Source organism: Streptomyces sp. NPDC008317, assembly GCF_042955955.1.
Taxonomy (GTDB): Bacteria; Actinomycetota; Actinomycetes; order Streptomycetales; family Streptomycetaceae; genus Actinacidiphila.
On sequence record NZ_JBIBFQ010000003.1, the window covers coordinates 786,488 to 813,229 of the forward strand.

Consider the following 26,742-nt stretch of genomic DNA (forward strand, 5'->3'; position numbering starts at 1 on the left):
CGACCGAGCCGGCCCGAACGGGTCGGGAGGGGCGGGCGGTTCGTGCGGTTCAGCCAGGTCGGGCGGTCCTGGGGTCCTGGGGTCCTGCGGTCAGAACTGGAGGGACTTGGTCTGGAGGTACTCCGCCAGCCCGTGCGCGCCCAGCTCGCGGCCGACCCCGGACTGCTTGTAACCGCCGAAGGGCGCCAGCGGGTTGAACCGGCCGCCGTTGATGTCGACCTGTCCGGTGTCCATCCGGCGGGCGAAGGCGACGGCCTCCGCGTCGTCGGCGCCCCAGACCGCGCCCGCGAGCCCGTAGACCGTGCCGTTGGCGATGCGCAGGGCGTCGTCCTCGTCCTCGTACCTGATCAGGGCGACGACCGGGCCGAAGATCTCCTCCTGGGCGATCGTCATACCGGGGTCGACGTCGGCGAAGACGGTGGGGCGTACGTAGTAGCCGGTCTCCAGTCCGTCCGGCGCGTCGGGGCCGCCGACGACGATCCGCGCGCCTTCCGCGGCGCCGCGCCGGATATAGCCGCGCACCCGCTCGCGCTGCTTGGCGTTGACGACCGGGCCGAGCCGTTCGCCGGGTACGTACTTGGCGGCTGCCGCGGTGGCCGCCTCGACGGCTTCGTCGTAGCGCGCGGAGTCGACGAGGATCCGGGTCCAGGCGCTGCATGTCTGGCCGGAGTTGGCGAAGACGTTGGCGATGCCGACGTTGACGGCGCGGGCGAGGTCGGCGCCGGGGAGGATGACGTTCGCGGACTTTCCGCCCAGTTCGAGCGCGACGCGCTTGACGGCGGCGCCCGCGGTGGCGCCGATCTGCCGTCCGACCGCGGTGGAACCGGTGAAGGAGACCATGTCCACGCCTGGGTGCTCGGCGAGCGCCTGTCCGGCGACCGGGCCGAGGCCGGTGACCAGGTTGAAGACTCCGGCGGGGAGCCCGGCCTCGTCGAGGATCGCGGCGAAGAGCTGGGCGACCAGCGGGGTGTCCTCCGCGGGCTTGAGCACCACGGTGCAGCCCGCGGCCAGCGCGGGGGCGGCCTTGGCGACGACCTGGTGCAGCGGGTAGTTCCACGGGGTGATCGCGCCGACGACGCCGACCGGCTCCTGGAACACCCGTGAGTTGCCGACCTGTTCCTCGAAGCCGTACCCGGCGGCGAGCGCGGCGAAGCTGCCCATGACGGCGGTGGGCATGTCGGTGTGGACGGCGGCGGCGAAGGCGGGCGGGGCACCCAACTCGGCGGCGACGGTCGCGGCGATCTCCTCGCGGCGCGCCGCCATCAGGTCGCGTACCGCGCCGAGTATCGCGCCGCGTTCCGCGGGCGGGGTGGCCGCCCAGCCGGGCAGGGCGGCGCGCGCGGCGCGTACGGCCTCGTCCACGTCCTCCGCGGTGCCCGCGGGCACCTGTCCGATGACCTTCTCGGTCACCGGGTTGACGACGTCGATCCGGCCGCCGCCCGCGGCGGGGCGCCACTTCCCGCCGATGTACTGGGCGTCGCGCGATGTCACCAGGTCCTGTGCGCCCTCTGCCGTACCGTCCACCGTTGCTGCCCTCCGGGGTCACCGCTCTGCGTCCGACGCCCAAACTAGCGCCGTTAGTTTTTTGTGGCCAGGGTGTGTCGCGTGCCGTCAGTCACGTCGCGCCGGGAACACCCGACGACCCGGGCTCCGCGCGGGGCCGGGCCGGGCCCGTGACGTCCGGCCGCCCTCCCCGGGCGACCCGCGCCCAGGGGTCCCGTGCCCCGCTGTCCGGGTGTCACACCACTCGGCGGCGCCGTGTCACCCGGCCGTGTCACGGGCGCGGCGCGGGTCAGCGGACGGCCTCCATCCGTATCGGGAATCCGTTGAGCACGGCCGTGCCGGAGAGCGGGTCGAGCCGCGTGCCGTCGAGCAACTGATTGACGTTGACGCCCGGCTCGCGGGCCGCCTCGGTCAGCCGGGTGCCCTCGCGGTCGTGACCCCAGCCGTGCGGCACGCTGACCACTCCGGGGCGCAGCGCGTCGGTGATCTCGACGGCCGCGGTGATCTCCCCGCCGTCGCCCTTGATCAGGGCGAGCGCCCCGTCGGCCAGCCCGAGCCGGGCCGCGTCGACGGGGTGTATCTGCGCCGTGCAGCGGTTGGTGCCGCCGGTGAGCGCGGGCACATTGTGCATCCAGGAGTTGTTGGACCGCAGATGGCGGCGCCCGATGAGGACCAGCCCTTCGCCGTCCGCGCCGCGCGTCACCGCGGCCCGCAGCCGCGGCAGATCGGCGGCAATGGCCTCGGGCGCCAGCTCGACCGTGCCGGACGGTGTCCGCAGCACCTCGGGCACGCGCGGGCGCAGCGGGCCGAGGTCGATGCCGTGCGGCCGGTCCAGGACCCTCGCCAGGGTGAGGCCGTCGGGGTCGGCGCCGAAGCCGTCGCCGTACGGGCCGAGGCGCAGCATCATGTCGAGCCGCCGCTCGTATCCGGTGCTCCCGCCGAGCGCGGCGGACAGCTCCGCGACGTCCCGGCCGTGGACCGGCGAGTGCGGGTCGCCGGTCTCGGCGGTGAGCTTGCGGACCACCGCCTGTTCGTCCACGAGCGCGGGGTCGGCTCCCTGCTCCCGGGTCTGTCCCAGGACGGCGAGGATCAGCCGGGCGTGGATCTCCGGTTCGTCCAGCAGTCCGTCCTCCAGCGGCACCGCGGGCGGGCTGTAGCGGACGGTGTTGCGGACCGCGAGCGTGCTGAAGGCGAAGTCGTAGTGCGCGCTCTGCGCGGGCGGGGGCGGCGGCAGCACCACATCGGCGTGGCGCGAGGTCTCGTTGAGGTACGGATCGACGCTGACCATGAAGTCCAGGCCGTCCAGGGCGCGGTCGAGCCGCAGGCCGTCGGGGGCGGACAGCACCGGGTTGGCCGCGACCACGACGAGGGCGCGCAGGCGGCCGTCCCCGGAAGTGTCGATCTCCTCGGCGAGGGCGGCGGCGGGCAGTTCGCCCTTGACCTCGGGGTGTCCCGCGACCCGGCTGTGCCAGCGGCCGACACGGAATCCCTTGCCGGGGCCGGGCGGTCGGGGCGCCCGCGCGGTGGCCGCGAGCGGGAACATGGCACCGCCCGGCCGGTCCAGATTGCCGGTCAGCGCGTTGAGCACGTCGACCGCCCAGCTCGCCAGGGTGCCGAATTCCACGGCGGTGCTGCCGAGCCGCCCGTAGACCACGGCGCGCCCGGCCGCCGCCAACTCGCGCGCCAGGGCCCGGATGTCGTCGGCCGGGACGTCGCAATACGCGGCGACCGCCTCCGGCGCGAAATCCGTCACCAGGTCGCGTACTTCGGCCACGCCGCTGAGCCACGGGGTCAGTTCGCCGGGGTCCGCGAGCCCTTCGGCGAACAGTGTCCTGACCATGGCGAGCAGCAGGGCCGCGTCGGTGCCGGGCCTGGGCGCCACATGGCGGTCGGCGGCGCGGGCGGTCCTGGTGCGGTGCGGGTCGATGACGACGAGTCTGCCGCCGCGCCGCCGCAGCGCCTTGAGCTTGCCGGGGAAGTCGGCGGCGGTGGCCAGACTGCCGTTGGACACCAGCGGGTTCGCGCCGATGAGCAGCAGATGGTCGGTGCGGTCCAGGTCGGGCACCGGGATCGCGTTCGGGTCGCCGAAGAGGTAGCCGCAGGACACGTGCTTGGGCATCTGGTCGAGCGTGCTCGCGGTGAAGACGCGGCGGGTGCGCAGCGCGCCGATGAGCTGCGCGGGGTAGAGGCCGCCCGCCATCGTGTGCACATTGGGGTTGCCGAGGACGACGCCGACCGCGTCACCGCCGTGCGCGCCGGTGACCGCGCCGATCCCGGCGGCGACGGCCGCGTACGCCTCGTCCCACGTCGCCTCGGTCAGCCGGCCCTCGCGGCGCACCAGGGGGCGCCGCAGCCGGTCGGGGTCGGCGTCGAGCGCGCCGAAAGCGGCGCCCTTGGGGCAGATGAAGCCCGCGCTGAACACGTCGTCCCGGTCGCCGCGGGCGTGCGTCACCCGTCCGTCGTCGACGGACAGCGTGAGGCCGCAGGTGGCCTCGCAGAGCGGACAGATGCGCAGGGCGGTTCGGGTCATCGGGGACTCCCCTGGACGGGCGGCGACGTTGGCGCGCGGTCGTCTTCGACATTACCCGGCGGTACTGACAACGACCCCTGGAGCGGGCATCGGGCCTCGCGAGGGCGGGTGCGGGAGATCCGGGAAGGGGCGGGGAGGCCCGGGAGGTCAGTCCAGGACGGTCGCGAGATAGGCCCGGATCAGCTCCTTCGTCTCGGAGATCACCCCGGGGTCGCCCGACGGGTCGGTGCGGAAGGCGAGTTGCAGCGCGGCGTCCGCCGTCTCGACGGCGATCACCAGGGCCAGCCGCAGCCGGGGTTCCGAGGGGTCGACCGAGAGCCGTTCGCCGAGCAGCGCGGGCAGCCGGTCGGCGAGGTCGTGGTTGGTCTCGCCCGGCACGCCGAAGTCGACCAGCGCGAAACCGGGCGCGGTGCGCTTCATGGCGGTGTACTCGTCGACCAGGATGTTCACCGCCGTGCGCCAGTCGGGGTCGGTGCCGGGCTCCGCGAGACGCGCGGCCGTACGGTCGAGGAATTCGTCGAGGTTGCGGTGGGCGAGGGCGTCCGCGAGGGCGCGCTTGTCGGAGAAGAAACGGTAGACCGACCCGATGGGGACGCCCGCGCGGGCGGCGACGGCGCGGGTGCTGAGACGCTCGTAACCGCCCTCGTCCAACAGCCGGGCGCAGGCGTCGAGGATGCGTTCCAGGCGTTCGGTGCTGCGCTGCTGCACCGGTGCGCGGCGCAGTCCGCTGTCCGCGCCCACGGCCCGTGGCACGGCTCCCTCAGCCCTTCGCGGCGAGCGCGTCGAAGAGCTTGCGCAGGTCGGCGAGGGCTTCCGCCAGGGCGGCCGGCGGGTCGTCGGCCCTGACGATCGCCATCGCGCTCTCGCTGAGTCCGCCGTAGAGCATCGACGTCAGCGGGTCGGCGGGGCGCTGCGAGATCGCGCCCGCCTTGATGGCGTACTTCACGCCGCGCAGGGTGAGTTGGCGGCAGTTGACGCCGAGGTCGCGCATCGCCTCCCAGCCGAGCGCGCCCGGAGCGTCGAAGAGCGTGATGCGCTGCACCTCGGGGTCCAAGGACGCCTCCAGATAGGCGCGGCTGCCCTCGTAGACCGCCTCCCACGGGTCGGCGACCTGGAGATACGCGGTCGAGATCCGGTGGGCGAGACGTTCCTGCTCGCGGGTGTAGACGGCGCTGAAGAGCTGCCTCTTGCCGGAGAAGTGGTGGTACAGGGCGCCTTTGGTGACGCCCGCCCGCTCGCAGACCGCGTCCAGCGAGGTGGCCGCGTAGCCCTCGGCGGCGAACAGCGCGCGCGCCGCGGTGAGCAGGTCCTCGACGGTGGCGTCCGACCGCTCGCGCTGCGTGGGGCGTGCCGCCGCCCTGCGGGCCGGGACGGTGCCCGTCCCGCTTCCGGTGCCTGTGCGCGGTGCTGCCACGGCGGCGCCCTCCTGTCGTTCGCGATGCCCTTCCCACCCTAGGGCCTGCCCACTCTTGACACGCACATACCTTCGGTATGTATTTTCATACCGTCAGTATGTACTCCCAGTATGTTTCTCGCTGCCAAGGCAAGGACGGCCCATGTCCTCCCCCGCTTCCACCCTCCCCGCACCGCCCGGCTCAGGACGGACCCCGGACGTCAGACCGGGGCTCGTCCTGCTGCTCAGCGCGGGCGCCACCTTCATCGCGTTCCTCGACGCCACCGTGGTCAACGTCGCTTTCCCCGACCTGGCCGAGAGCTTCCCCGCCGACCGCGTGTCCGACCTGTCGTGGGTCGTGAGCAGCTACGCGGTGCTCTTCGCCGCGCTGCTCACCCCGGCGGGACGGATAGCCGACGCCTTCGGCCGCAAGCGCGTCTTCCTGCTGTCGCTCACCGGCTTCACGGTCGCCTCCGCCTTGTGCGCCGCCGCGCCCGGCCTGCCCTGGCTGATCGCCGCCCGCGCCCTCCAGGGCGCCGCCGCGGCCGGGATGATCCCGGCCGCACTCGGGCTGCTGCTCGCCACCACGCCCCCCGCCGGGCTCGCGGCGGCGATCGGCGTCTGGGGCGCCGCGGGCTCGATGGCCAGCGCCGCCGGGCCGAGCCTGGGCGGTCTGCTGGTCGACGCCTTCGGCTGGCGCTCCGTTTTCCTCATCAATGTGCCGGTGGGCATCCTCCTGGTGGCCGCGGGACTGCGCGGCCTGCCGGAACGCGTCGGCGCGGAACGGCGGTTGCCCGACCCGCTGGGCACGCTCGCCGTCACCCTGGGCATCGGCCTGCTGGTGCTCGGCCTCAGCAAGGGCAGCGACTGGGGCTGGGCGTCCGCGGCCACTGTGGGCAGCACATTGTGCGGCGCGGCACTGCTCGTCGTGGCGCTCGTCCGTTCCACGCACCAGGTGACGCCCGCCGTCGAGACCGGCCTGTTCCGCGACAGCGCCTTCGCCGTCGTCTCCGCCGCAGCCGCTTTCGCCGGGGCCGCGCTCTTCGCCTGGATGCTCTGCGGACCGCTGTTCCTCACCACCGTGTGGCACTACTCGGTCCTCAAGGCGGGCTTCGCCCTCACACCCGGCGCGCTCACCTCCGCGGTGGCCGCCCTGGTGGTCGGCAAACGCGCCCGGCCGCACCATCTGCCCGCTGTCGTGGCCGTGTCCATGGCCGCCTTCGCCGCGGTGAGCGTCTGGACCTGGTGCCAACTCGGCGCCGACACTCGTTTCCTGGCACTGTGGCTGCCCATGGGCCTGATCGGCGGCGCCGCCTTCGGGGCCACGCTCACCGCCCTGTCCACCGCCGCCGCGACATCGCTGCCGCCCCGGCAGTTCGCCTCGGGCGTCGGCATGACCACCACCGCGCGGCAGTTGGGCGGCGCGCTCGGCGTCGCCGCGACCGCCTCGGTCATCGCCGCCCACGGTTTGGACGGGACGCGGGCGTTCCGCGAGGTGTTCCTCGTCTGCGCCGCGCTTGCCGCCGTCGCCGCCGTGGTCGGCCTCGGCCTGACCCGCACTCTTGCCAAGGAGTCCTGAGATGACGCAGCACGGCGACGCCGTTCCCGTTCCCCTCCCCGCTCCCGATCCCGATCCCGATCCCGCTCAGAGTCCCGTCCCCGCTCCCGGTCCCGATCCCGTCCCCGGTCCCGTCCGCAGCGCGGTCAGCGCCTTCTCCGCCACCTATGCGGCCGACCACCCGGCGGAGGCCGCCGACCCCCACTGCCTGTCACCCGAGGAGAGCGACCGGCTGCTGCGCGGCGCGCCCTGGAAGCGCTTCGCGGTCGTCGGCGACAGCATCGCCGAGGGCCTGGGCGACCCCGTGCCCGGCTACCGCACCGCGCCCTGGGCCGACCGCACCGCGGAGGCCCTGCGCCGGGTCGTGCCGGAGCTGACGTATCTCAACCTCGGCATGCGCGGTCTCACCGCGGGCCAGGTACGCGCCGACCAGGCCGAGCGCGCCGCGCGCTTCGCGCCCGACCTGGTCGCGATCGTCTGCGGCGGCAACGACCTGCTGCTGCCCGGCTTCTCCCCCGAGGTGCTGGACAAGGAGCTCGACCTGCTCTTCGCCCGGCTGGCCGCGCCCGGCAGGACCCTGTTCGCGTACGCGCTGGTGAATGTCGCGGCGGCCGTGCCGGAACTGCGCGGCGGACCGCTGGAGAGCGGCGTCGCCGTCCTCAATCAGGTGACCCGGGCGGTCGCGGAGCGCTACGGCGCGGTGGTCGTCGAGATGTACGACCATCCCGCCGTCGCCGATCGCGACCTGTACAGCGCCGACCTGGTGCACGCCTCGGCGCGCGGCCACGCGGTCTCGGCCGCGGCCACCGTCCGGGCCCTGGCAGCGGAGTTTTCCACAGGCTCGGGCTGAGGGTTGCCGCCGTGATTCCTATGGTTCAGCATAGGAATCACGGACGAGACCCCACCGGGAGCAGACCATGAACGCCACGAACGCCGTGAACGGGCCGGGCGGCGCCGACGCCGAGGACGGCAAGGACCTGCCGTACTCCTCGGGCTTCGGCAACGAGCACAGCAGCGAAGCCGTGGCGGGCGCGCTCCCGGAGGGGCGCAACTCACCGCAGCGCGCCCCCTTCGGGCTCTACGCGGAACAGCTCAGCGGCACCGCGTTCACCGAGCCGCGCGCCCGCAACCGACGGAGCTGGCTCTACCGGATCCGGCCCTCGGCCGCCCATCCGCCCTTCCGCCGGGTCCCCAACGGCCAGGTGCGCAGCGCCCCGTTCCTCGACGTGGAGCCCGACCCCAACCGGCTGCGCTGGGGCCCGCTGCCGATGCCGCAGGAGCCGACGGATTTCGTGACCGGCCTGGTCACGGTCGGGGGCAACGGCGATGTGCTGCGCCGTGAGGGCATCGGCATCCACTGGTACGCGGCCAACCTCTCGATGCACAACCGGGTGTTCTCCTCCTCTGACGGCGAGTTCCTGATCGTGCCGCAGCGGGGCGCCCTGCTGCTGCGGACCGAGTTGGGGCTGATCCGCGCCGATCCGGGCGAGGTCGCGCTGATCCCGCGCGGCGTCCGCTTCCGCGTCGAGCTGCCGGACGGCACGGCGAGCGGCTACGTCTGCGAGAACTACGGCCAGCCCTTCCAGCTCCCGGAGTTGGGCCCGATCGGTGCGAACGGACTCGCCAACGCGCGGGACTTCCGCGCCCCGGTCGCCGCCTACGAGGACCGGGACGAGCAGACGGAGGTGGTCAACAAATTCGGCGGCAATCTGTGGGCCGCGGTCTACGACCACTCGCCGCTCGACGTGGTCGCCTGGCACGGCAGCCATGTGCCGTACGTGTACGACCTGCACCGCTTCAACGTGCTGGGGTCGCTCAGCTACGACCACCCCGACCCGTCGATCTTCACGGTGCTCACCTCCCCCTCGGACACGCCGGGGCTCGCGGGCGCGGACTTCGTGGTCTTCGCCCCCCGCTGGCTGGTCGGCGAGGACACCTTCAGGCCGCCGTACTTCCACCGCAATGTGATGACCGAGTTCATGGGCCTGATCGAGGGGGCGTACGACGCCAAGGCCGAGGGCTTCGTGCCCGGCGGCGCCTCGCTGCACAACATGATGTCGGCGCACGGACCTGACCGGGCCACCTTCGACAAGGCGAGCGCCGCCGAACTGGCGCCGCAGCGCGTGGACGACGGGCTGGCGTTCATGTTCGAGACCCGTTGGCCGGTCGTGCCCACCGAGTTCGCGCTGAACGGGGAGCACCGGCAGGGGGGCTACGACCGGGTGTGGGAGGGGCTTGCGAGAAACTTCCGGCCGTGACGTCCTTCGCCCCCGACTCCCTCGTCCTGAACCGCAAGCTGCCGCTGTGGTACCAGGTCTCGCAGTCGTTGCGCGCCTCGATACTGGGCCGCCACGCGCAGGCCCCGCTGCGGCTGCCCACCGAGGACGAGCTGGCCGGGCACTACGGGGTGAGCGTCCTCACCATGCGGCAGGCGCTCAAGGAGCTGGAGGACGAGGGCCTGATCAGCCGGCACCGCAGGCGTGGCACCTTCATCGAGCCGACGGCGCTGCGCGGGGCGCCGGTGAAGCTGCTCGGCTCGGTGGACGCGATCGTGGCGCAGCAGTCCGGCGGCCGTACGGCGGTGCTGCGCTACGGTTCCGAGCCGCTCCCGCCGGGGGCCGCCGAGCACTTCCCCGACCTCGACCGGGCCATGGCCTACCGCAGGCTGCGCTGCGACGAGAGCGGTGAGCCCACCAACTGGGCGGAGAATTTCGTACGTCCGGAACTCGGCGCCCGGATCGACCTCGCCGACCTGGAGCGGTGGCCGATGACGAAGGTGCTGCGGGACGTGCTCGGCGTGCGGATCAGCCGGATCACCGACACCGTGGAGGCGCGGCTGGCCGACCCCGAGACGGCGCGGCTGCTGCAAGTGCCGCTGCTGAGCCCGATATTGCACTACACCGGGGTGACCTACGACGAGTCGGGCCGGGCGGTGGACGTGGTGCGCATCCATTACCGGGGTGACCGCTTCTCGTTCACGGTGACGATGGAGGCGCCCTGAGGGTCGTCAGTAGCATGCGTGCGGTGAGCAATGACGCGCCTTTGCTGCACGACGTGATGCCGTGGTCCGTACGCCCGCTGCGGATCGGCCGCGGCTGGCCGATGGCCGCGGAGCCTTCCTGTCTGCGTGCCCGGTGGGCGCTGTTCACCGGCACCGCGGACCAGGACGCCCGGTCGGCGCTGCTGCATCCGACGCGGGCCAGGAATCTGCACACGCCCGTCGCGCAGTTGCCGGGCCACCGCACCCCGACCACCGCGCTGGCCGGCGAGACCGGTCGCTGCCCCGAGCCGGTGCGGGTGCAGCACGGCCCGTACGACCGGCAGTGGCTGATACCCGACCACCGGCTGATCGACGTGGCGCGGGCCGAGATATGGCGGACGGCCGACGACCGGCAGGTCTTCGCGCTGGAACAGGCGTATCAGGCGCGGGCCGCGTCGGTGGCGGAGTCCGGGGCGCCGGAGCCCGCTGTGGTGTTCTGCGCGCTGCTGCCCGACGGGCGCTCCCCTGCCGGGCGGCCGGGCTGGATACGGCCGCTGTTCCGGCAGCCGGGCGGCCGGGACCCCAACATCGCGCCGGGGCTGACCGCCCTGCTCTCCGCGCGGCTGGGCACCGAGGTCGCCGCCGCGGACGTGCTGGCCTGGATCGGCGCGGCGGCGCGGCCGGGCCCCGGCGGCGCCCTCGTACCGCTGCCCCGTGATCCCGCGCTCTGGCAGGAGGGGCTGGCGCTCGGGCGCCGGACGCTGTGGCTCCAGACCCACGGGGCGCGGTTCGCCGATGCCGCCGAGGGACGCGACGCCGGTCGGCTCCGGCTGCCCGGAGGAAGCCGCCCTTACGTCCGCTCGCCGCTGCCGGACACCCCGGCCGCCGGGGAGTTGTCGTACGACCCGGACGAGCGGGCGCTGCTGATCGGTGACGGCCGGATCTCGCCGGTCTCACCGGCCGCCTGGGAGGTCACCGCGGGTGGGGTGCGGGTGATCGAGGCGTGGTTCGAGCGGCGTACGGCGCCGGGTGCGCCGGGGACCCTGGAGGCGCTGCGACCCGCCGCGTGGAGGCGGGCTACCACGTCGGAACTGCTGGAACTGATCAGTGTGCTGACGCTGCTGGCCGGTCTGCGCGCGGACCGCGAGAGTCTGGCGCGCCGCCTGGCGGTGCGCGGCGAGACGGTCACGACGGCCGAACTGCGGGCCGGCGGCGTACTGCCGGTACCCGCCGCCAGGCGCAGGCCCGCCTCCGTGCTGGAACACCACGAGGAAGGGCCGGACGGGCAGTTCGCCCTGCTGTGACCAGCCGTGCCGTGAACGACACTGCCGTAAGCGGTCCTGCTGCGGCCGGGTGCAGGGTGTCCGCGCGACCTGGTGTCGCGGCGGACCGTCCGGTGGGGAGGGACGGCCGCGGCGGGCACACACCGAAGCGCCGCGCGAAGCAGCGCCGAGCCGGGACGGTGTGGCCGCCGGACGATCCGAGCACCTGGCCGGTCCGCGGCCCCGACCGAGGTCAGGGGACGGCGGGACCTGGGAGTCCGAGTCCTGGGAGAGGGCGGAGCGGACTCAGCCTCGGTTGCCGAACAGCGATCTCCGCAGCCGTCGCAGCGGCGCGAAGAGCGACACCCTCGCACCGCGGTTGGCCTTGGTGTGCACGGTGTTGCGCGAGGTCAGCTCCTGCATCAGCACAGTCGCTTCCTCTGTGTCGCGCTGGGGCAGGGCAGGCCCGGCCAGTATCGCGAGGTGCCGGTCGAGGCGCGCACTGGACGCGCCTGTACCGCAGTTGATGGCAGGCACTCGTGGCCTGCTGTGCATCGCTATCTGTTCCATTACTCTCCCCACCCTTACGAGGGCACCCGGCTCGGGCAGGCTAACCCTATCGCCCCGCCACGTCACGTGCGCATCCTGGACTCATTCGCGACGCCGTATTCACCTTCTCCTCAAGGGCGTTGACATTCCAAGGGCATGTGCCCAGCTCGGCCGCCCGATCGGCGGCGACCGCTGTGACCTGGCAACAGTGCCGTTCCCGTGGGTCTCCCCCGCCGCCCCGCCGGGGACACCCACGAGCGTGGACGTACGCTTGTACGAGAAGTTCAAGCCGCCCGGCACCTCGCTCGCCAAATACTGACAAGACGGTATGAATCCACCAACGGCGTGGTGGGAGGCCCGGCATGGAAAAAGACTGGGCGAATCGGGCCCGCGTGCCGGATCATGGGCCGCATGTCCGCGACACCCAGTGAACCGAGGAGGCAAGTGCCGCCCACCACCGGAACCGGCAAGGGACCGGCCGCCAAGCCGACCGCCGCCACCGCCCCGCACCAGGCGCTCCCCGTCCATCTGCGACTGGACGACAGCGACTCCCCGTCCGATGTCGTGGACGCCCTCTTCCTGGGCCGGTTCACCTCGGGCGAGCAGCCGTTCTCGCGCGGCGCCTCGCTGGAGAATGTGAAGTCCGGCCTCACACTGCTGCCGCCGGACGCGGTGGTACTGCGCCAGGCCCGCGACAAGGACCGCAGCGCCACCCTCGCCGAGGGCGACGGCTGGACCGTCCTCATCTCCCGCTGGAACCGGGGCGCCGACGTCACCGTGGCCGCCGTCACGGACGAACTGGCCGAGCAGGTGCTGAAGTCCTCCGTCGACGACGCCGAGGACGAGCCGGAGCCGCAGCCCGAGAACGTCACCATGGGCTTCTGGTACGTCTCGCCGCGCCGCGGACCGCACCGCACCACCCGGCAGATCTCCGCCGCCACGTGGGAGGAGCTGCGCGGGAACTACACCGCGCCGGTCGCCGACTCGATGGACGGCCTGATGAAGCTCACGGCCGACGACATCACCGGCCGCCTGCTGCTGCTCCACGGCCCGCCCGGCACCGGCAAAACCTCGGCGCTGCGCACCCTGGCCCGGTCCTGGCGCGACTGGTGCCAGGTCGACTGCGTGCTCGACCCCGAGCGGCTCTTCAACGACGTCGGCTATCTGATGGACATCGCCATCGGCGAGGACGACGGCACGGCGGGCGGTCGCTGGCGGCTCCTGCTGCTGGAGGACTGCGACGAGCTGATCCGGGGCCAGGCCAAGCACCAGACCGGCCAGGCGCTGTCCCGGCTGCTCAATCTCACGGACGGGCTGCTCGGCCAGGGCCGCAATGTGCTGGTCGGCATCACCACCAACGAGGATCTGGAACGCCTGCACCCCGCGGTGGTCCGGCCGGGCCGCTGCCTGGCCAGGATCGAGGTCGGCCCGCTGACCCGTGACGAGGCCGTCAACTGGCTGGGCACTCCTGAGGGCATCGGCCGCGAAGGCGCCACCCTCGCCGAGCTGTACGCGCTCCGCCGCGGCAGCACGGCCGCCCTGCCCGTCCCCGCCCAGGCGTCGGACGGCCTCTACCTCTAGCAGCTCCGGCGGTTTCCCCGACCCGGACGCCGCCAAGGCCGATGAGGCGTCCGGGAACCGCGCCGCCCGGGTGTGAGAAGACGCACGGGGAGACGCGCGAGTGCCGGACGCCGCCTTGGAGACGTCCGCTGCTGTCATGCCTCCGACGACACCGATGCCCTCGTGGCCCGAGTGGCGGAGGAACTCGCGGCAGCGCCCGGCGAACGCTCCGAGCAGACGGTGTACGCGGCGGGCGGTCTCGCCGTGGCCGTCCGTACCGGCATTCCGGCGACCGATCCTCCACCACCTGCGGACCATCGCGATCACTCCCCCCCGTCTCACCGAAGCCGACTCCCCCATGGGCCGGCTCCGTTACGCACTCCCGCCGATCCACTACGACGGCTCCCCCATCACCTGGTCACGCCCGCCCGGCCCCCCGGCCGCCGACCTGCCACGCTGGCGCCCCTCCGAGAGCGAGAACCTCCGGGGTCCGGGGCTCTAGGTCTCGTCGACGGCGCGCAGCGCCTCGTCCACCGCGGCCCGCGCGGCGTCCCGGTCGAGCCCGAGGCGGCGCGTGCGTGCCACGTACTCCGCCGCCGCGGCGGCCACTTCCCGTGCGCGGGCGTCGGCTGCGGCGATGTAGGTGCCGTGCCTGCCGCGGGTCTCGATCACCCCGTCGGCCTCCAGCGCGCGGTACGCCTTGGCGACCGTGTTGGCCGCAAGCCCCAACTGCTCGGCGAGTCCCCGTACGGTGGGCAGCTTGTAGCCGACCGGAAGGCGTCCCTCGCGGGCCTCTTCCGCGATCTGCCCGCGCAGTTGCTCGTACGGGGCGGTGGCCGCGTCCGCGTCTACGGTGATCTTCAGGCTCATATCCGGGATCCTGGCACAGCGGACGGCGGCAGCGGCACCGCTCGGCCGCTGCCGCCCGGGTCGTGGGCGATCGGGTCCCCGCTCTCGTGCAGGTGGAGCAGGAACGGCTGCCCGCCCCGGTAGGCGTCGATCCCCGCTCGGCAGTACGCGACCATGTCGTCGGGCAGGGCGTCCAGCGGGTACCAGCCCAGCTCGGAGCACTTGTCGGGCTCGCGGTTGACGGGCTCGCCGCCGCTGCCGTATTCGGCCGTGAAGAACCAGCCGACCCTGGCCGCGCCGTCCGGTGCGCGGTGCTGCATGACCAGGGCGACCGCCAGCTCCTCCGACGCCAACTCGATGCCGATCTCCTCGCGGGCCTCGCGGATCATGCCGCTTCTGACGTCCTCGCCGTCCTCCAGGTGTCCGGACGGCGCGTTCAGCAGACCGTCCGCGTAGCCGGTGCCCGAGCGGCGGGCGAGCAGCACCTCGTCGCCGCGGAGCAGCAGCAGATGGACGTCGACGATCTCCTTGTGCCGTTGGGGCGCGGGCGGCCGGAGCACCGCCGCGTACCGCTCGTCCTCGACCTCACGGCCCCACAACGCGGCGTCGTGCCCGAGCTGTTCGATCACCAGTCGGCCGCCGAGCGGTGCGGTCAGCTCGACGAGTTCCGCGGCCCCGATGCCGACCGGGCTGATCGCGCCCCAGCGCCCTTCGACCAGTACGAGCCTGCCGCCCGGCCGCAACAACCCCACCCAGTGCCGCAGTACGGCCGCCGGATCCGGCAGGGTCCACAGCACGTGCCGGACGAGGACGACATCGAATCCGGCAGGGCCGACCGGCGGCCGGGCGGCGTCGCCGACCAGCACCCGCGCCCCCGTACCCGTCAGCTTCTCCTCGGCCCGCGCGACCATCTTTGTCGATGAGTCGACAGCGGTGATCCGGTGTCCCGCCTCGGCCGCGAGCAACGCGAGGCTTCCCGTGCCGCAGCCGAGGTCGAGCACGTCGGACGGCGTCCCGGGCAGCCACGAGCGCAGCCGTATGGCCCAGGCGTCCCTGACCTTCGGGTCGCGCAGGCCGTGGTCGGGCTCGTCGTCGAAGCGGTCGGCTTCGCCGTCCCAGAAGTCGCGGTTGTCCGTCTCGGTGCTCATGGGAAAAGCCTGCCACCCACCACTGACAATGGCCCCTCAGACCCCGCCCAGCCTGCGATAACGCGCTCTGCGGGCGGCTGTTCGCCGCTCGGGGTCCATCGCGCGGAGGTCCGCGAGACGCGCGCCGAGAACGTGGGCGAGACGGGTGAGGAAGGCGTCCGGGTCGTCGGCGGCGTCCGGGTCCTCCGGGACGACGGCGTCCGCGATGCCGTGGGCGAGCAGCGCGGCCGAGCCGATGCCCTGCTGTTCGGCGAGTTCGACGGCGCGGTCCGTCGTGCGGTGGAGGATCGCGGAGGCGCCTTCGGGCGGGAGCGGGGACAGCCAGGCGTGCCGGGCGACGAGCACCTGATCGGCGGGCAGCAGAGCGAGCGCGCCGCCGCCCGCCCCTTGGCCGAGGAGCAGGCACAGCGTGGGCGCGGGGAGCGTGACGAGGTCGGCGAGGCTGCGGGCGATCTCGGCGGCGAGACCGCCTTCCTCCGCCTCGCGGGAGAGCGCGGCGCCCGCCGTGTCGACAACGGTGAGGAGAGGCAGGCCGAGTTCGGCGGCGATCCGCATCCCGCGCCGTGCCTCGCGCAGCCCGGCGGGTCCCAGCGGCGCGGGTCCGGCTTCCGCGGGGCGGCGGTCGTGGCCGAGCACCACGCACGGCGAGGGTCCGAAGCGGGCGAGTGCCAGCAGCAGACCGGGGTCGCGCTCTCCCGCGCCGGTGCCGCTCAGCGGTGTCACATCGGTGGCACGGGCCAACAGGTCGTGCAGTCCGGGGCGTTCGGGTCGGCGGCTGCGGCGCAGCGAGTCGGCGGTGTCGGCGGGAAGTGACGCGCTCGTGGGAAGCGACGCGTCCACGGGTAGCGGCGTGTCCTCTCCTTGTCCTCTCTCTTCCTGCCCTGCGGGCGTGGGCGGAGATAGGAGTGCGGGCGGAGATACGGGCGCGGGCGTGGACACGGACGGAGGCGCGGGCACGTGCCGGGGCGCGGTCAGGGGCCGGTGCGAGAGCGGGCCCTGCTCGCCGCAGAGCACGTCGAGCGCCGTGGCCGCCGCCGCGGCGAGCGCGCCCGCGGGCAGCACCGCGTCGATCAGACCGTGGGCGAGCAGATTCTCGGAGGTCTGCACTCCGGCGGGGAACTCCTCGCCGTAGAGCGCCTGGTGCACCCGTGGTCCCAGGAAGCCGATGAGCGCGCCGGGTTCCGCCGAGGTGACATGGCCGAGCGATCCCCAGGACGCGAGCACCCCGCCGGTCGTGGGGTGCCGCAGGTGGACCAGGTAAGGGAGTCCGGCGGCTTTGTGGTCGGCGATGGCGGCGGTGACCTTGACCATCTGGAGGAAGGCGATGGTCCCTTCCTGCATGCGGGTGCCGCCGGAGGCGGGCGTGGCCAGCAGCGGGAGCCGTTCGCGGGTGGCGCGTTCGACCGCCGTGACCAGCCGGGTGCCCGCGGCGACTCCGATGGACCCGCCGAGGAAGCCGAACTCCCCTGCCATCAGCGCCACTCGGCGCCCCCGGATCCGCCCCTCCCCCGTCACCACCGACTCGTCCAGGCCGGTACGGGCGCGGGCGGCGAGCAGATCCGCCCGGTAGTCGCCCGCTTCGGGCAGGTCGGCCACGGTCACCGGTTCGTCCCAGCGGCGCCAGGTGCCGGGGTCGAGGACGGTCCCGATGATCCGGAGGGCGGTGGGCCGGCGGTCTGGGTCGCTCATGGCGCCACCCTGCCACGGCCGGTGCGGCCGGGCCGCGTTCTGCTCCGGCGGTCGGCCGCGTGCCGCGCTACCAGCTCGGACGGATGGGGCCGGTGGGCGCGAGGCGGACCAGTTCGTCGCGCAGCGCGAGCAGCCGCTTCTCGCCGAGGAGTTCGATCCAGGGCTGGACGGCTTCCGCGGCGGACTCCTCGGCGGCGCGGGTGCACCGCCACCCTTGCGGGGTGAGCACGACCAGCCGGGCCCGCGCGTCGTCGGGGTGCGGGCGGCGTTCGACGTACCCCTTGCGCTCCAGCTCGTCCACGATCTGACTGGCCGCCTGGCGGGTGACGCCGAGGTGTTCGGCGATCTCGGTGACGGTCGCGCCGGACGGGGCCAGCCGGGAGAAGACGAAGCCGTGCGTGGGGCGCAGGTCGGTGTAGCCGAGGGCCACGACGCCGTTGTGGATGTCCTCGACGAGCGAGCCGGTGGCGGCGAGGAGCGCCGCGCTCAGGCTCATGGCATCGGAATTCTTCACAGGAACACCTTGACACAGTGCGCAAGCTGCTTGAACATATAGGCAAGGAGCTTACGCAAGTTACTTGCCTAACACCGGAGGTTGTCATGCCTTTCATCACCGCGGCCGACGCCCTCGCACATGAGATCCACGGGGTGCGCTTCGTGTCCTACGCGGCACCCGCACTCGGCAGCGAGGAACTGTGCGCCTGGCGCAGCGAGGTCCCGGCCGGGACGTCGGGACCTCCGCACACCATCACTCGCGAGGAGGTGTTCCTGGTCCTGTCCGGGTCGGTGGAGCTGTCCGTCGACGGGGAGACGCGCTCCCTGACACCGGGAGATGCCGCCATCGCACGGCCCGGCTCCTCCATAGGTCTGTCCAACCGCACGGAGGAGCCGGCCACCTTGTGGGTCACCACGAGCATCGGCCTGCAAGCCACGCTGGCCGACGGCTCGCGCGTATCACCGCCATGGGCTAACTGAACGCCGACAGGCAGGTGGTCGGGGTCGCGTGCGCCGGATCGAGCGCGTTCGCCGCCTCGTGGAAGGCGATGCGGTCGGTCAGGCCGATGGCCACATGCTCGGACACGTCGACCGGGCACAGGTCCTGGAGCACGACGTTGTGCACGTCGGGCCCGGACAGCGCCTGGGTCGTATACGGCGTGACGACCTCGTCGTAGATGGTCGAGATCACCGTGTAGTGCACGCCGGGCACGGTGTCGCCGCCCGCGTTCAGGTGCTGCTGGAAGGGCGATCCGGCCACCTGGTCGGCGAGTCCGGGGGTGATCCCGTGGAGCGCGTCGGCCGCGCCGGGGAAGTACGGGAGCAGCTTGGTGAGTCCGTCGAGCGTGGTCCCGTGGTTGTCGGGGGCCAGTGCGACCAGGGCGTTCACCTTCGTCGCGCCGCCGAGGAAGCGCAGGTAGTAACGCGGCATCATGCCGCCCTGCGAGTGCCCGACGATGTCGACCTTGGAGGTGCCGGAGGCGGCGAGCACCCGGTCGGTGAAGTCGGAGAGCTGCTGCGCCGAGTCCGCGATCGGACCGAGGCCGCCGATCAACGGCACGCCGGGCAGCATCCCGTAGTCGAACGAGTAGACGCAGTAGCCGCGCTGCACCAGGTAGGGGGCGAAGGCGAGCCAGTTGTCGGTGCCGTTGCCGAAGGTGCCGTGGACCAGGACGACAGGACGGGGGTGTTGGGCCGAGGGGCGGCAGGAGAAGTTGTTCCACCCGCTTGACGGTGCCGAGTTGGCAGATGCGGAGGCGGTGGCAGCGGGCGCCACAACCATCGCGGCAGCCAGCGAAAGCGCGGCCAAGAGCCGTCGCCAGGGCAGCCTCATGTGATCTCCTCGCAGTTCGGGAAAATGGACACACGCAGGCCCTGTGATCCGGATCACGAGGTTGCTGAACACCCGTTAAATTACGCGCGAGTAAGTACGGGCGGCTAGTTACGCGTGAGTAAAAAGTCGGCGCGTCGTTATCCGCCGGTCACAAAACCCACGGCCCTCCACGGCATCGCGGCGGAAGTGACGGCCTCCACCGGCGTCCGCGAGTACGGCAGGCGGCGGGCGGACGTCGGCCACCGGAGTGACGACGGCCGGGCGGGCCGAGAACGGCGTCGCGACCACCCCCGCCGGGGCGGCCAGGGGCGGGCCGAGCGGCCGCGGTCGAGCGGATGCAAAGGACATGCGTATCGACCGTACGACACCCCTCACGTGCAGTGATGGTGGTGCGCCGACTTGCCTTGTTCGAACGCGCGTGCGAATGTCGGGGGCATGGGTGCAGTGCTGGCGGCAGACGGTCGGGCGGGACACGGGACGGTCGCCGGACCGGGGTCCGTGTGGGGTCCGCTGCTGCCCGAAGGGCGGCTGCGGGCGGGCACGGTGACCGCTGTCGGCGGGGACAAGGGGCTGCTGCTGGCGTTGGCGGCGCAGGCGGTGGGACGGCGTCCCGGGGCCGGCTGGGCCGTGGTGGGGCTGCCGTCCTTGGGGGCGCTGGCCGCGCGGGACGCGGGGCTGGACGCCGGGGCGGGCCTGTGGGTGGACGCGCCGGGGGGCCGGTGGGCGCAGGTGGTGTCGTTGCTGGTGTCGACGGTGCCGGTGATCCTGCTCGGCGCGCCGAGGTCGGCGCCGGGGCGAGTGGTGCGACGGGTGGCAGGACAGGTGCGGGCCCACGGGGCCGTGTTGCTCGTGGCCGGTCCGTGGGACGGCGCCGATCTGCGGCTGCGGGTGACCGAGGCGCGGTGGGACGGGCTCGGTGCGGGCCACGGTGTGCTGCGTCATCGCCGCGTGGTGGTGGAGGTGTCCGGGCGCGGCGCCGCGGGCGGTGCCCCGCGCCGGGCGGAGCTGTTGCTGCCCGGCCCGACCGGGATGGCGATGCCCGTGGCGGAGCCCGAACCGGTCTCTCCGCCCGCGGATCAGGTGCGGGCCGGGGCCGCGCCGGGCCGGGGCCGGGCGCTGCGCGTGGTGGGGTGAGCGGGCGTGCGAGTGCTGGTGTCGTGGGTCCCGGACTGGCCGCTGATCACCACGGGGCTGCCGGACGGGGAGCCGGTGGCGGTCGTGTCGGGGGACGGACGGGTGGTGGCGTGTTCGGCCGCGGCGCGGGCGGCCGGGGTACGCCGGGGGATGCGGGTGCGGCAGGCGCAGTCCCGCTGCGCCGGGCTGCGGGTCGCCGAACGGGATCAGGCGGCCGAAACGCGCGGGTTCGAGCCGGTGGTACGCCGGTTGGAGGCGGAGGTGATGCCGCGGCTGGAGGTGATCCGTCCGGGCATGGTGGCCGCGCCGGCCCGCGGTCCCGCGCGGTACTGGGGCGGCGAGGCGGAGCTGGCCGCGCGGGTCGCCGCGGCGCTCTCCCGGCTCGGCCACCCCGTGCAGAGCGGGGCCGCGGATACGACGTTCGCCGCGGCGCTGGCGGCCCGCGCCCGGTCCGGGGTCCTGGTTCCGGCCGGGGAGACGGCCGGTTTACTCGCCCCCTATCCGGTGGGCGTGCTCGGTCGGCCCCGGCTGGCCGAACTGCTGGTCAGGCTCGGGATCGGCACGCTGGGCGGTTTCGCGGCGCTGCCCTCGGACCAGGTGTCGGCCCGCTTCGGCGCCGACGGGGCGGCGGCGCACCGCACCGCGTCCGGGCGTGAGCCGCGGCTTCTGAACGCCTCGGGCGCGGAGCCCGACCACGCGGTGCGGTGGGGCTTCGACCCTGCCGAGGAACGCACCGAGCCGTTGGCGTTCGCGGGGAAGGCACTGGCCGAACGGTTGCAGGAGCGGCTGACGTCGTCGGGCGTGGTCGGAGCACGAGTGGAGGTGGAGGTGGGCCTGGCCGACGGCCGCAAGTTGCGGCGGGCGTGGCGGCACGAGGGACGGCTGTCGTCGTTGGCGGTCGCGGAGCGGGTGCGCTGGCAGGTGCAGGCGTGGACCGATGCCGGGGATCTCGCCCCGGCCGCCGACGGGGCCGGGGGCGCGGTCGGAGTGGTGGAGCTGGTGCTGCGGCCCCGGCAGCTCAGCGCGGCCACCGGCCGTCAGACGGTGCTGTTCGGCGGGGGCGCCACGCTGGACGATCTGGAGCGTGCGGCCGGTCAGGTGCAGGCGCTGCTCGGGCACCGGGCGGTCACGCGGGTGGAGTTGACCGGGGGCCGCGGCCCGGCCGACCGGGTCCGCAAGGTCCCGGTCGGCGACATCGCCACGCCCCCGGCCGGTGGCGGGCCGTGGCCCGGCAGGCTGCCCGCCCCGCACCCGGCCACGGTGTACCAGCCGCTGCTGCCCGCCCGGTTGCTGGACGGCGCCGGGCAGGTGGTGGGCGTCTCGGGACGGCTGGCGGTCTCCGCGCCTCCGGTCCGGCTGACCGTGGACGGGCTCCCCGGCGTACTGGAGGTGACCGCGTGGAGTGCGCCGTGGCCCGCGCTGGAACAGTGGTGGGACCGGGACCGTGCGCGGCGGATCGCCCGGATGCAGATCACCACCGCCGCGGGCGGGGCATGGCTGTTGCAGATCTCCGCGGGCCGGTGGTGGGCTGAGGCCCACTATGGCTGACCGCCGCACCGGTCGTCTGCTGCGCCTGCCCGCCGCCGCTCCGCGCACGGCGCGCCCAGCGGATCCGGCGCACGCGGCGGACCCGGCGGACCCGGCACACGCGGCACACACCGAATACCGGGAAGAGCGGAGCCGGTTGCCGTGGGCGGAGCTGCATGTGCACAGCTCGCTGTCGTTCCTCCAGGGGGCCAGTGATCCGGGGGCGCTGGTCACGGAGGCCGTGCGGCTGGGCATCGAGGTGCTGGCGCTCACCGACCGGGACGGGCTGTACGGGGCCCGGCGGGTTGCCGAGGCCGCCCGCAGTACCGGGCTGCGGACCGTGTTCGGCGCCGAACTCACCCTCACCGCTCACGGGCTCGGGCACCCCGTCGTCCTCGCCCGGAACCTCGACGGGTTCCACCGCCTGTCCGCGGCGATCACCGCGGCCCAGCTCGCCGGGTCCAAAGGCCGTCCGGTGTACGACCTCGACGTGCTCGCCCGCGCCGCCGCCGGCGGCGACTGGGCGGTCCTGACCGGCTGCCCGCCCGCCGACGCGGGCGAGGACGGTACGGAGATCGGACAGCTCGCCTTCCACCTCGACCGGCTCGGCGAGGTGTTCGGCAGCGGCAGCGTGCACGCGGAACTCATCGACTGGAATCTTCCCGTCGACAGCGTGCGCGCCGACGCCCTGGTGGTGGCCGCTCACCGCACCGGCACCCCCGTGGTCGCCACCAACGCCGTCCACTACGCCGCGCCCGCGCAGGCCCGGCTCGCCCAGGCCCTCACCGCACTGCGACGGATCGAGACCCTCGACCAGGCCACCGGGCATCTGATGGCCGCGCCGACCGCGCACCTGCGGACCGGGGCGGAGATGGAGGAGCGGCTGGCCCGCTACCCCGGAGCGTACGAATCGACCATCGCCCTGGGCCAGTCGTGCGTCCTCGACCTCGCCGAGCTGCGGCCCGAACTGCCGCGCTTCCCCGTACCGCCCGGTCACGACGACAGCTCCTGGCTGCGGCGACTGGCCGAGCGGGGCTGCGCCGCCCGCTACGGGGCCCGTGACGATCCGGCGGCGGCGACCGCGTGGCGGCAGCTCGACCACGAACTGGGGGTGATCGGCGATCTGGGCATGGCCGGGTACTTCCTGATCGTCCACGACATCGTGCGCTTCTCGCAGGAGCAGGGCATCTGGTGCCAGGGCCGGGGCAGCGCCGCCAGCAGCGTGGTCTGCTACGTCCTGGGCATCACGGCGGTGGACGCGCTCAAGCACGGGTTGCTCTTCGAACGGTTCCTGTCGATGGAGAAGTCGGGGCCACCGGACATCGACATCGACTTCGAGAACCACCGCCGCGAAGAGGTCATCCAGTACGTCTACACCCGCTACGGCCGTGACCACGCCGCGCAGGTCGCCAACCTCATCAGCTACCAGCCGAAGCTGGCGGTCAGGGACGCGGCCCGAGTGCTCGGTTACCCGGCCGCCGCCGTCAACGCCATGACCCGGTCCCTGCACCACCGGCCCGGCCGCCCCCACACCCCCGACGGCGCGAGCAGCGACACAAACACGGGCACGGCCACAAACACGGGCACGGGCACGGGCACGACAGCCGATCCGGACATCCCCGCCGACGTCACCGACCTGGCCGCTCAGCTCAAAGGTCTGCCACGGCACCTGGGGGTGCACTCCGGCGGCATGGTGCTGACCGCGCAGCCGATCGGCGAGGTCATGCCGGTCGAATGGGCCACCATGCCCGGCCGGTCCGTCCTCCAGGGCGACAAGGACGACGTCGCCGCCGCCCATCTGGTCAAGATCGATCTGCTGGGTCTCGGCATGCTCGCGGCTCTGCACACCGCCTGTGACCTGATCGCCGGACACCACGGCGTACACCTCGACATGGCGACGATCCCGCAGGACGACCCGCGGGTGTACGCGATGATCGCCCGCGCCGACACCATAGGGGTCTACCAGGCCGAGAGCCGCGCCCAGATCAGCACCCTGCCGCAGCTGAAACCGGCCTGCTTCGAGGACCTCACCGTCGCCGCCTCGATCATCCGCCCCGGGCCGATCCAGGCCGGGAGCAAGCACCCGTATCTGCGGCGCAGGGCGGGCGAGGAACCCGTCACCTACCCCCACCCGCTGGCCGAAGCGGCGCTGAAGAAGTCCCTGGGGGTGGTGTTGTGGCAGGAGCAGGCGATCCGGCTCGCCACCGACTGCGCCGGGCTCACCCCCGGCGAGGCCGACCGGCTCCGCAAGGACCTCGCCGCCAAACACGCCACCGAGAAGGTCGCCCGGCTGCGCGACCGGCTGCTGACCGGCATGGCGCGGCGCGGGATCGGCCCGGACGCCGCGGAGCGGATCATCACCATGATCTCGTCGCTGAGCAGTTACGGCTTCCCCGAGTCCCACGCGCAGTCCATGGCGGGCATCATCTACGCGTCCGCCTGGATCAAGCACTACTACCCCGCGGCCCTGATCGCCGGGATCATGGCCCACCTGCCGATGGGCTTCTACGACTCCCAGACCCTCATCCAGGACGCCCGCCACCACGGCATCGCCGTGCGGGGCGTCGACATCAACGCCTCCGGCGTGCACGCCACCCTCGAACCCGACTCCGCACGGCCCGACGGACACCCGGCGATCCGCCGTGGGCTCACCAGCGTCCGCGGACTGTCGCAGGACGCCGCCACGACCCTCCTCACGGCCCGCGCCGAGCGGCCGTTCCGGGACCTGGACGATGTCGCCCGACGCGGCGGCCTGGGCGCCCGGCTCCTCGAACAGCTCGCCACCGCCGGCGCCTTCGCGTCCCTGGGCACCGGCCGCCGCACCGCGATCTGGCGCTCCGGCGCCCACACCGCGCACCAGCAGCCGGTCCTGCCCGGCTTCGACGCCCTGCCCGACGCCCCCGAACTCCCCGCCATGACCGCGGGCGAGACCACCCTGGCCGACCTCACCGCCACCGGCGCCACCGCGGGACCGCACCCCGTCCACCATCTGCGCCCCTACCTCGACCACCTCGGCGCACAGCCCACCAAGGCCATCCGCACCTGGCCCGCACAGCGCCGCATCCGCGTCGGCGGCATCGTCAAATACCTCCAACGCCCCCCGACCGCCAACGGCATGGCCTTCGCCGTCGTCGAGGACGAGACCGCCATGGCCAACCTCGTCATCACCCCACCGGTCTGGGCCCTCATCCGCCGCACCATCCTCGACGCCCCCGCCGTCCTGCTCGACGGCCACATCGAACGCGAACACGACGTCACCAACCTCGTCGTCCACACCGCCCGCCCCCTCGGCGAGGGCGAGCCGAAGGCGTAGGACCGCGACGGGTGTTGGGGGACGGTGGGTGTCGGGTGACGGTGGGTGTTGGGTGGCGGTGCGAGGGAAGGGCGGGGGACGATGCCAGGTATGGGTCAGAAGGGAACGTCGGGACGCGCGGCGGGTACGACCGCGTTGGTGGCTGTGGTGCCGGAGGCGGAGAAGGTGGTGGGCGCGGCGCGGGAGCGGTACGACCCGGCCGCGGCGGAGGGGGTGCCCGCGCATCTCACGGTGCTGTATCCGTTCCTTCCGGCCGAGCGGATCGACGCGGGGGTGCGGGCTGCGCTGGGTGAACTCTTCGCGGGCCACGCGCCGTTCGAGGTGCGCTTCCCCCGCTTCGGGCGGTTCCCGGATCTGCTGTGGCTGGCGCCCGAGCCCGAAGGACCCGTGCGGGCGCTGACCGCGGCGGTGGCGACCCGGTGGCCGGAAGCCCCGCCGTACGGAGGCGCGTTCGGTGATCCGGCCCCCCATCTGACCGTCGCGCAGGGGCAGTCGGACGAGGTGTACGCCGCGGTGGAGGCGGAGTGCGTCCCGGCGCTAGCGCTGCTGCGGACGCGGATCGCGGAGGTCCGGCTGGTGGTCTTCGACGGCGTCCGCTGGACGCAGGACGCCGTGTTCCCCCTGGGCGGAGCCCCCCTCGGCGGGGCTCGCTGAAACAGAGCCCACTGAAACGGCGTCCGCCAAACCCGCGGCCCTCACCGAACCCGCGTCCGCCGAACCCGCGCCCCCGCCACGCAGCAGCAGAAGCCACGCGGCCAGCAGCCCGAGGACGCCGACGGAGGCGAGTTGGAGCCGGAAGTCGACCAGGGCGACCAGCCCCGCGCCGAGGGCGGCGGCCAGCGCCGTGGGGCCGAAGATCACCGTGCTCGCGGTGGCCGCGACCCGGCCGACCAGTTCGGGAGCGGTGCGCTGCTGGACGGCGGTGAAGGCCGCGACGATGACCCAGGGCAGCCCGACCCCGATGGCGAGGGTCGCGACGAGCACGACGGGCAGTGAGGGGACGGCGCGCAGGGCGGCGCCGGTGGTGAAGAGCAGCAGGCCGACGGCGGCGAAGACCCGTTCCGGCAGGCGGCGCATGACCGCGCCCGCGACCACTCCGGCGACGATCGACCCGGCGCCCTGCATCACGTAGAGCACCGCCACGAAGGCGGGCGGACGGTGCAGCCCGGCCTCGGTCATCTCGTAGATCGCGGAGCTGCTGAGCCCGGACAGCACCATCGCGACCGCTCCGACGGTCACCAGCGGGCGCAGCAGGGGGTGGTCGCGCAGACAGCGGATGCCCTCCGCGGTCTGCTCGCGCCAGCCCTCGGCCGGTGGGACCGGCGGGAGTTCACGGGTGCGCAGCATCGCGAAGGCCGCCGCCGCGAGGACGAAGGTGACGGCGTCGAGGACGGCGACGGCCCCGCCGCCGTAGCGCAGGAAGAGGCCCGCGCCGACGAGCGGGGCGAGCAGTTTCATGGCCTCGTTGACGGTCATCCGCAGGCCGTTGAAGTCGCCGCGCAGGTCGACGGGGACGGCGGCGGTGACGAGACCGGCCTCGGCGGCGTCCGACAGCACGGAGGCGGCGCCGACCACCGCGAGGACCACGAACAGCAGCCATGCCTCGCGGCCGGACCGTACCGCGAGAAGGACCGGGAGCAGGACGGCCAGGGCCGCGTTGGTCCAGATCAGCAGCGAGCGGCGGCGCACCCGGTCGGCGAGGGTGCCGAGCACGGGCCCGGCCAGGGCGGGCGCCCACACGCAGAAGGTCACGGCCGCCGCGAGGCTGCTGGAGCCGGTCAGCGTCTTCACCCAGATACCGGCGACGAGCAGCATCGCCGAGTCGCCGAAACCGGAGACCAGGACACCGCCCAGATACGTCGCCGCGTCACGGTCCCCCAGGACCTTGCGCACCGTCATGACTCCCAACATATTGCTTG

Annotated in this window: 22 protein-coding genes; 11 read left to right on the forward strand and 11 right to left on the reverse strand. The window is 73.5% G+C overall.

What is annotated here, in order from left to right:
* Positions 1-90: 90 nt before the first annotated feature.
* The 4 genes from ACFY9V_RS13010 to ACFY9V_RS13025 form a co-directional block, all read right to left on the reverse strand.
* The gene (locus ACFY9V_RS13010; RefSeq protein ID WP_355333606.1) at positions 91-1,491 is read right to left on the reverse strand and encodes an aldehyde dehydrogenase family protein; all 1,401 of its coding nucleotides are present in this window, start codon (positions 1,489-1,491) and stop codon (positions 91-93) included.
* Positions 1,492-1,792: 301 nt separating this feature from the next.
* Entirely contained in the window at positions 1,793-4,033 is a 2,241-nt protein-coding gene (locus tag ACFY9V_RS13015) for a molybdopterin-dependent oxidoreductase (protein ID WP_391161278.1), read from the reverse strand.
* A gap of 147 nt (positions 4,034-4,180) precedes the next feature.
* Positions 4,181-4,786: a TetR/AcrR family transcriptional regulator gene (locus ACFY9V_RS13020; RefSeq protein ID WP_355333401.1), complete on the reverse strand. Its 606-nt coding sequence runs from the start codon at positions 4,784-4,786 to the stop codon at positions 4,181-4,183.
* Positions 4,787-4,793: 7 nt separating this feature from the next.
* A complete protein-coding gene (locus ACFY9V_RS13025) occupies positions 4,794-5,447 on the reverse strand; it encodes a TetR family transcriptional regulator (RefSeq protein WP_391048525.1) in 654 nt (217 codons plus the stop codon).
* Positions 5,448-5,589: 142 nt separating this feature from the next.
* Between ACFY9V_RS13025 and ACFY9V_RS13030 the strand changes: the two genes are divergently transcribed.
* From ACFY9V_RS13030 to ACFY9V_RS13050, 5 genes are all read left to right on the forward strand, one after another.
* Positions 5,590-7,005, forward strand: a complete 1,416-nt coding sequence (locus ACFY9V_RS13030; RefSeq protein ID WP_391161280.1) for a DHA2 family efflux MFS transporter permease subunit — start codon at positions 5,590-5,592, stop codon at positions 7,003-7,005.
* Between the two features lies 1 nt (position 7,006).
* Complete coding sequence (locus ACFY9V_RS13035; RefSeq protein WP_391161282.1) at positions 7,007-7,834, forward strand: GDSL-type esterase/lipase family protein; 828 nt, start codon at positions 7,007-7,009, stop codon at positions 7,832-7,834.
* A gap of 67 nt (positions 7,835-7,901) precedes the next feature.
* Entirely contained in the window at positions 7,902-9,242 is a 1,341-nt protein-coding gene (hmgA, locus tag ACFY9V_RS13040; RefSeq protein ID WP_391161284.1) for a homogentisate 1,2-dioxygenase, read from the forward strand.
* Positions 9,239-9,985: a GntR family transcriptional regulator gene (locus tag ACFY9V_RS13045; RefSeq protein ID WP_355333412.1), complete on the forward strand. Its 747-nt coding sequence runs from the start codon at positions 9,239-9,241 to the stop codon at positions 9,983-9,985. The genes hmgA and ACFY9V_RS13045 overlap by 4 nt, the downstream gene beginning before the upstream one ends.
* Positions 9,986-9,999: 14 nt before the next feature.
* Positions 10,000-11,268: a type ISP restriction/modification enzyme gene (locus tag ACFY9V_RS13050; protein ID WP_391161287.1), complete on the forward strand. Its 1,269-nt coding sequence runs from the start codon at positions 10,000-10,002 to the stop codon at positions 11,266-11,268.
* Between the two features lie 264 nt (positions 11,269-11,532).
* Here the strand turns inward: ACFY9V_RS13050 and ACFY9V_RS13055 are convergent, their stop codons facing one another.
* Complete coding sequence (locus ACFY9V_RS13055; RefSeq protein ID WP_188283793.1) at positions 11,533-11,796, reverse strand: hypothetical protein; 264 nt, start codon at positions 11,794-11,796, stop codon at positions 11,533-11,535.
* Positions 11,797-12,186: 390 nt separating this feature from the next.
* Here ACFY9V_RS13055 and ACFY9V_RS13060 point away from each other — a divergent pair, with 390 nt between their 5' ends.
* Positions 12,187-13,356 (forward strand): DUF5925 domain-containing protein, encoded by a 1,170-nt coding sequence (locus ACFY9V_RS13060; RefSeq protein ID WP_355333418.1) that lies wholly within the window; start codon positions 12,187-12,189, stop codon positions 13,354-13,356.
* Between the two features lie 477 nt (positions 13,357-13,833).
* Here the strand turns inward: ACFY9V_RS13060 and ACFY9V_RS13065 are convergent, their stop codons facing one another.
* From ACFY9V_RS13065 to ACFY9V_RS13080, 4 genes are all read right to left on the reverse strand, one after another.
* A complete protein-coding gene (locus ACFY9V_RS13065; RefSeq protein ID WP_188283791.1) occupies positions 13,834-14,205 on the reverse strand; it encodes a GntR family transcriptional regulator in 372 nt (123 codons plus the stop codon).
* Positions 14,202-15,332 carry a methyltransferase domain-containing protein gene (locus tag ACFY9V_RS13070; protein ID WP_391161289.1) on the reverse strand — a complete coding sequence of 377 codons (1,131 nt, stop codon included), beginning with the start codon at positions 15,330-15,332 and terminating at the stop codon, positions 14,202-14,204. Before ACFY9V_RS13070 ends, ACFY9V_RS13065 begins: the two co-directional genes overlap by 4 nt.
* 36 nt (positions 15,333-15,368) lie before the next feature.
* Complete coding sequence (locus ACFY9V_RS13075; protein ID WP_391161292.1) at positions 15,369-17,021, reverse strand: carboxyl transferase domain-containing protein; 1,653 nt, start codon at positions 17,019-17,021, stop codon at positions 15,369-15,371.
* A gap of 67 nt (positions 17,022-17,088) precedes the next feature.
* On the reverse strand, positions 17,089-17,535 hold the full coding sequence (locus ACFY9V_RS13080) for a MarR family transcriptional regulator (protein ID WP_391161294.1): 447 nt from the start codon (positions 17,533-17,535) through the stop codon (positions 17,089-17,091).
* An 86-nt stretch (positions 17,536-17,621) separates the two neighbouring features.
* On the opposite strand from ACFY9V_RS13080, the gene ACFY9V_RS13085 reads away from it, so the two are divergent.
* Positions 17,622-17,996 (forward strand): cupin domain-containing protein, encoded by a 375-nt coding sequence (locus ACFY9V_RS13085; protein ID WP_391161297.1) that lies wholly within the window; start codon positions 17,622-17,624, stop codon positions 17,994-17,996.
* Here the strand turns inward: ACFY9V_RS13085 and ACFY9V_RS13090 are convergent.
* Complete coding sequence (locus ACFY9V_RS13090) at positions 17,989-18,849, reverse strand: alpha/beta fold hydrolase (protein WP_391161300.1); 861 nt, start codon at positions 18,847-18,849, stop codon at positions 17,989-17,991. The two genes, ACFY9V_RS13085 and ACFY9V_RS13090, sit on opposite strands and share 8 nt — an antisense overlap.
* 435 nt (positions 18,850-19,284) lie before the next feature.
* Here ACFY9V_RS13090 and ACFY9V_RS13095 point away from each other — a divergent pair, with 435 nt between their 5' ends.
* The 4 genes from ACFY9V_RS13095 (at position 19,285) to ACFY9V_RS13110 (ending at position 25,477) form a co-directional block, all read left to right on the forward strand.
* On the forward strand, positions 19,285-19,983 hold the full coding sequence (locus tag ACFY9V_RS13095) for a hypothetical protein (protein ID WP_391161302.1): 699 nt from the start codon (positions 19,285-19,287) through the stop codon (positions 19,981-19,983).
* A 6-nt stretch (positions 19,984-19,989) separates the two neighbouring features.
* Positions 19,990-21,531, forward strand: coding sequence for a DNA polymerase Y family protein (locus tag ACFY9V_RS13100; RefSeq protein WP_391161304.1), 1,542 nt, complete (start codon positions 19,990-19,992; stop codon positions 21,529-21,531).
* Positions 21,524-24,823, forward strand: a complete 3,300-nt coding sequence (locus tag ACFY9V_RS13105; protein WP_391161306.1) for an error-prone DNA polymerase — start codon at positions 21,524-21,526, stop codon at positions 24,821-24,823. The genes ACFY9V_RS13100 and ACFY9V_RS13105 overlap by 8 nt, the downstream gene beginning before the upstream one ends.
* 90 nt (positions 24,824-24,913) lie before the next feature.
* Positions 24,914-25,477, forward strand: coding sequence for a 2'-5' RNA ligase family protein (locus ACFY9V_RS13110; protein WP_391161308.1), 564 nt, complete (start codon positions 24,914-24,916; stop codon positions 25,475-25,477).
* Here ACFY9V_RS13110 and ACFY9V_RS13115 read toward each other — a convergent pair.
* Complete coding sequence (locus tag ACFY9V_RS13115) at positions 25,361-26,722, reverse strand: MFS transporter (RefSeq protein WP_391161311.1); 1,362 nt, start codon at positions 26,720-26,722, stop codon at positions 25,361-25,363. The two genes, ACFY9V_RS13110 and ACFY9V_RS13115, sit on opposite strands and share 117 nt — an antisense overlap.
* Positions 26,723-26,742: the final 20 nt, after the last annotated feature.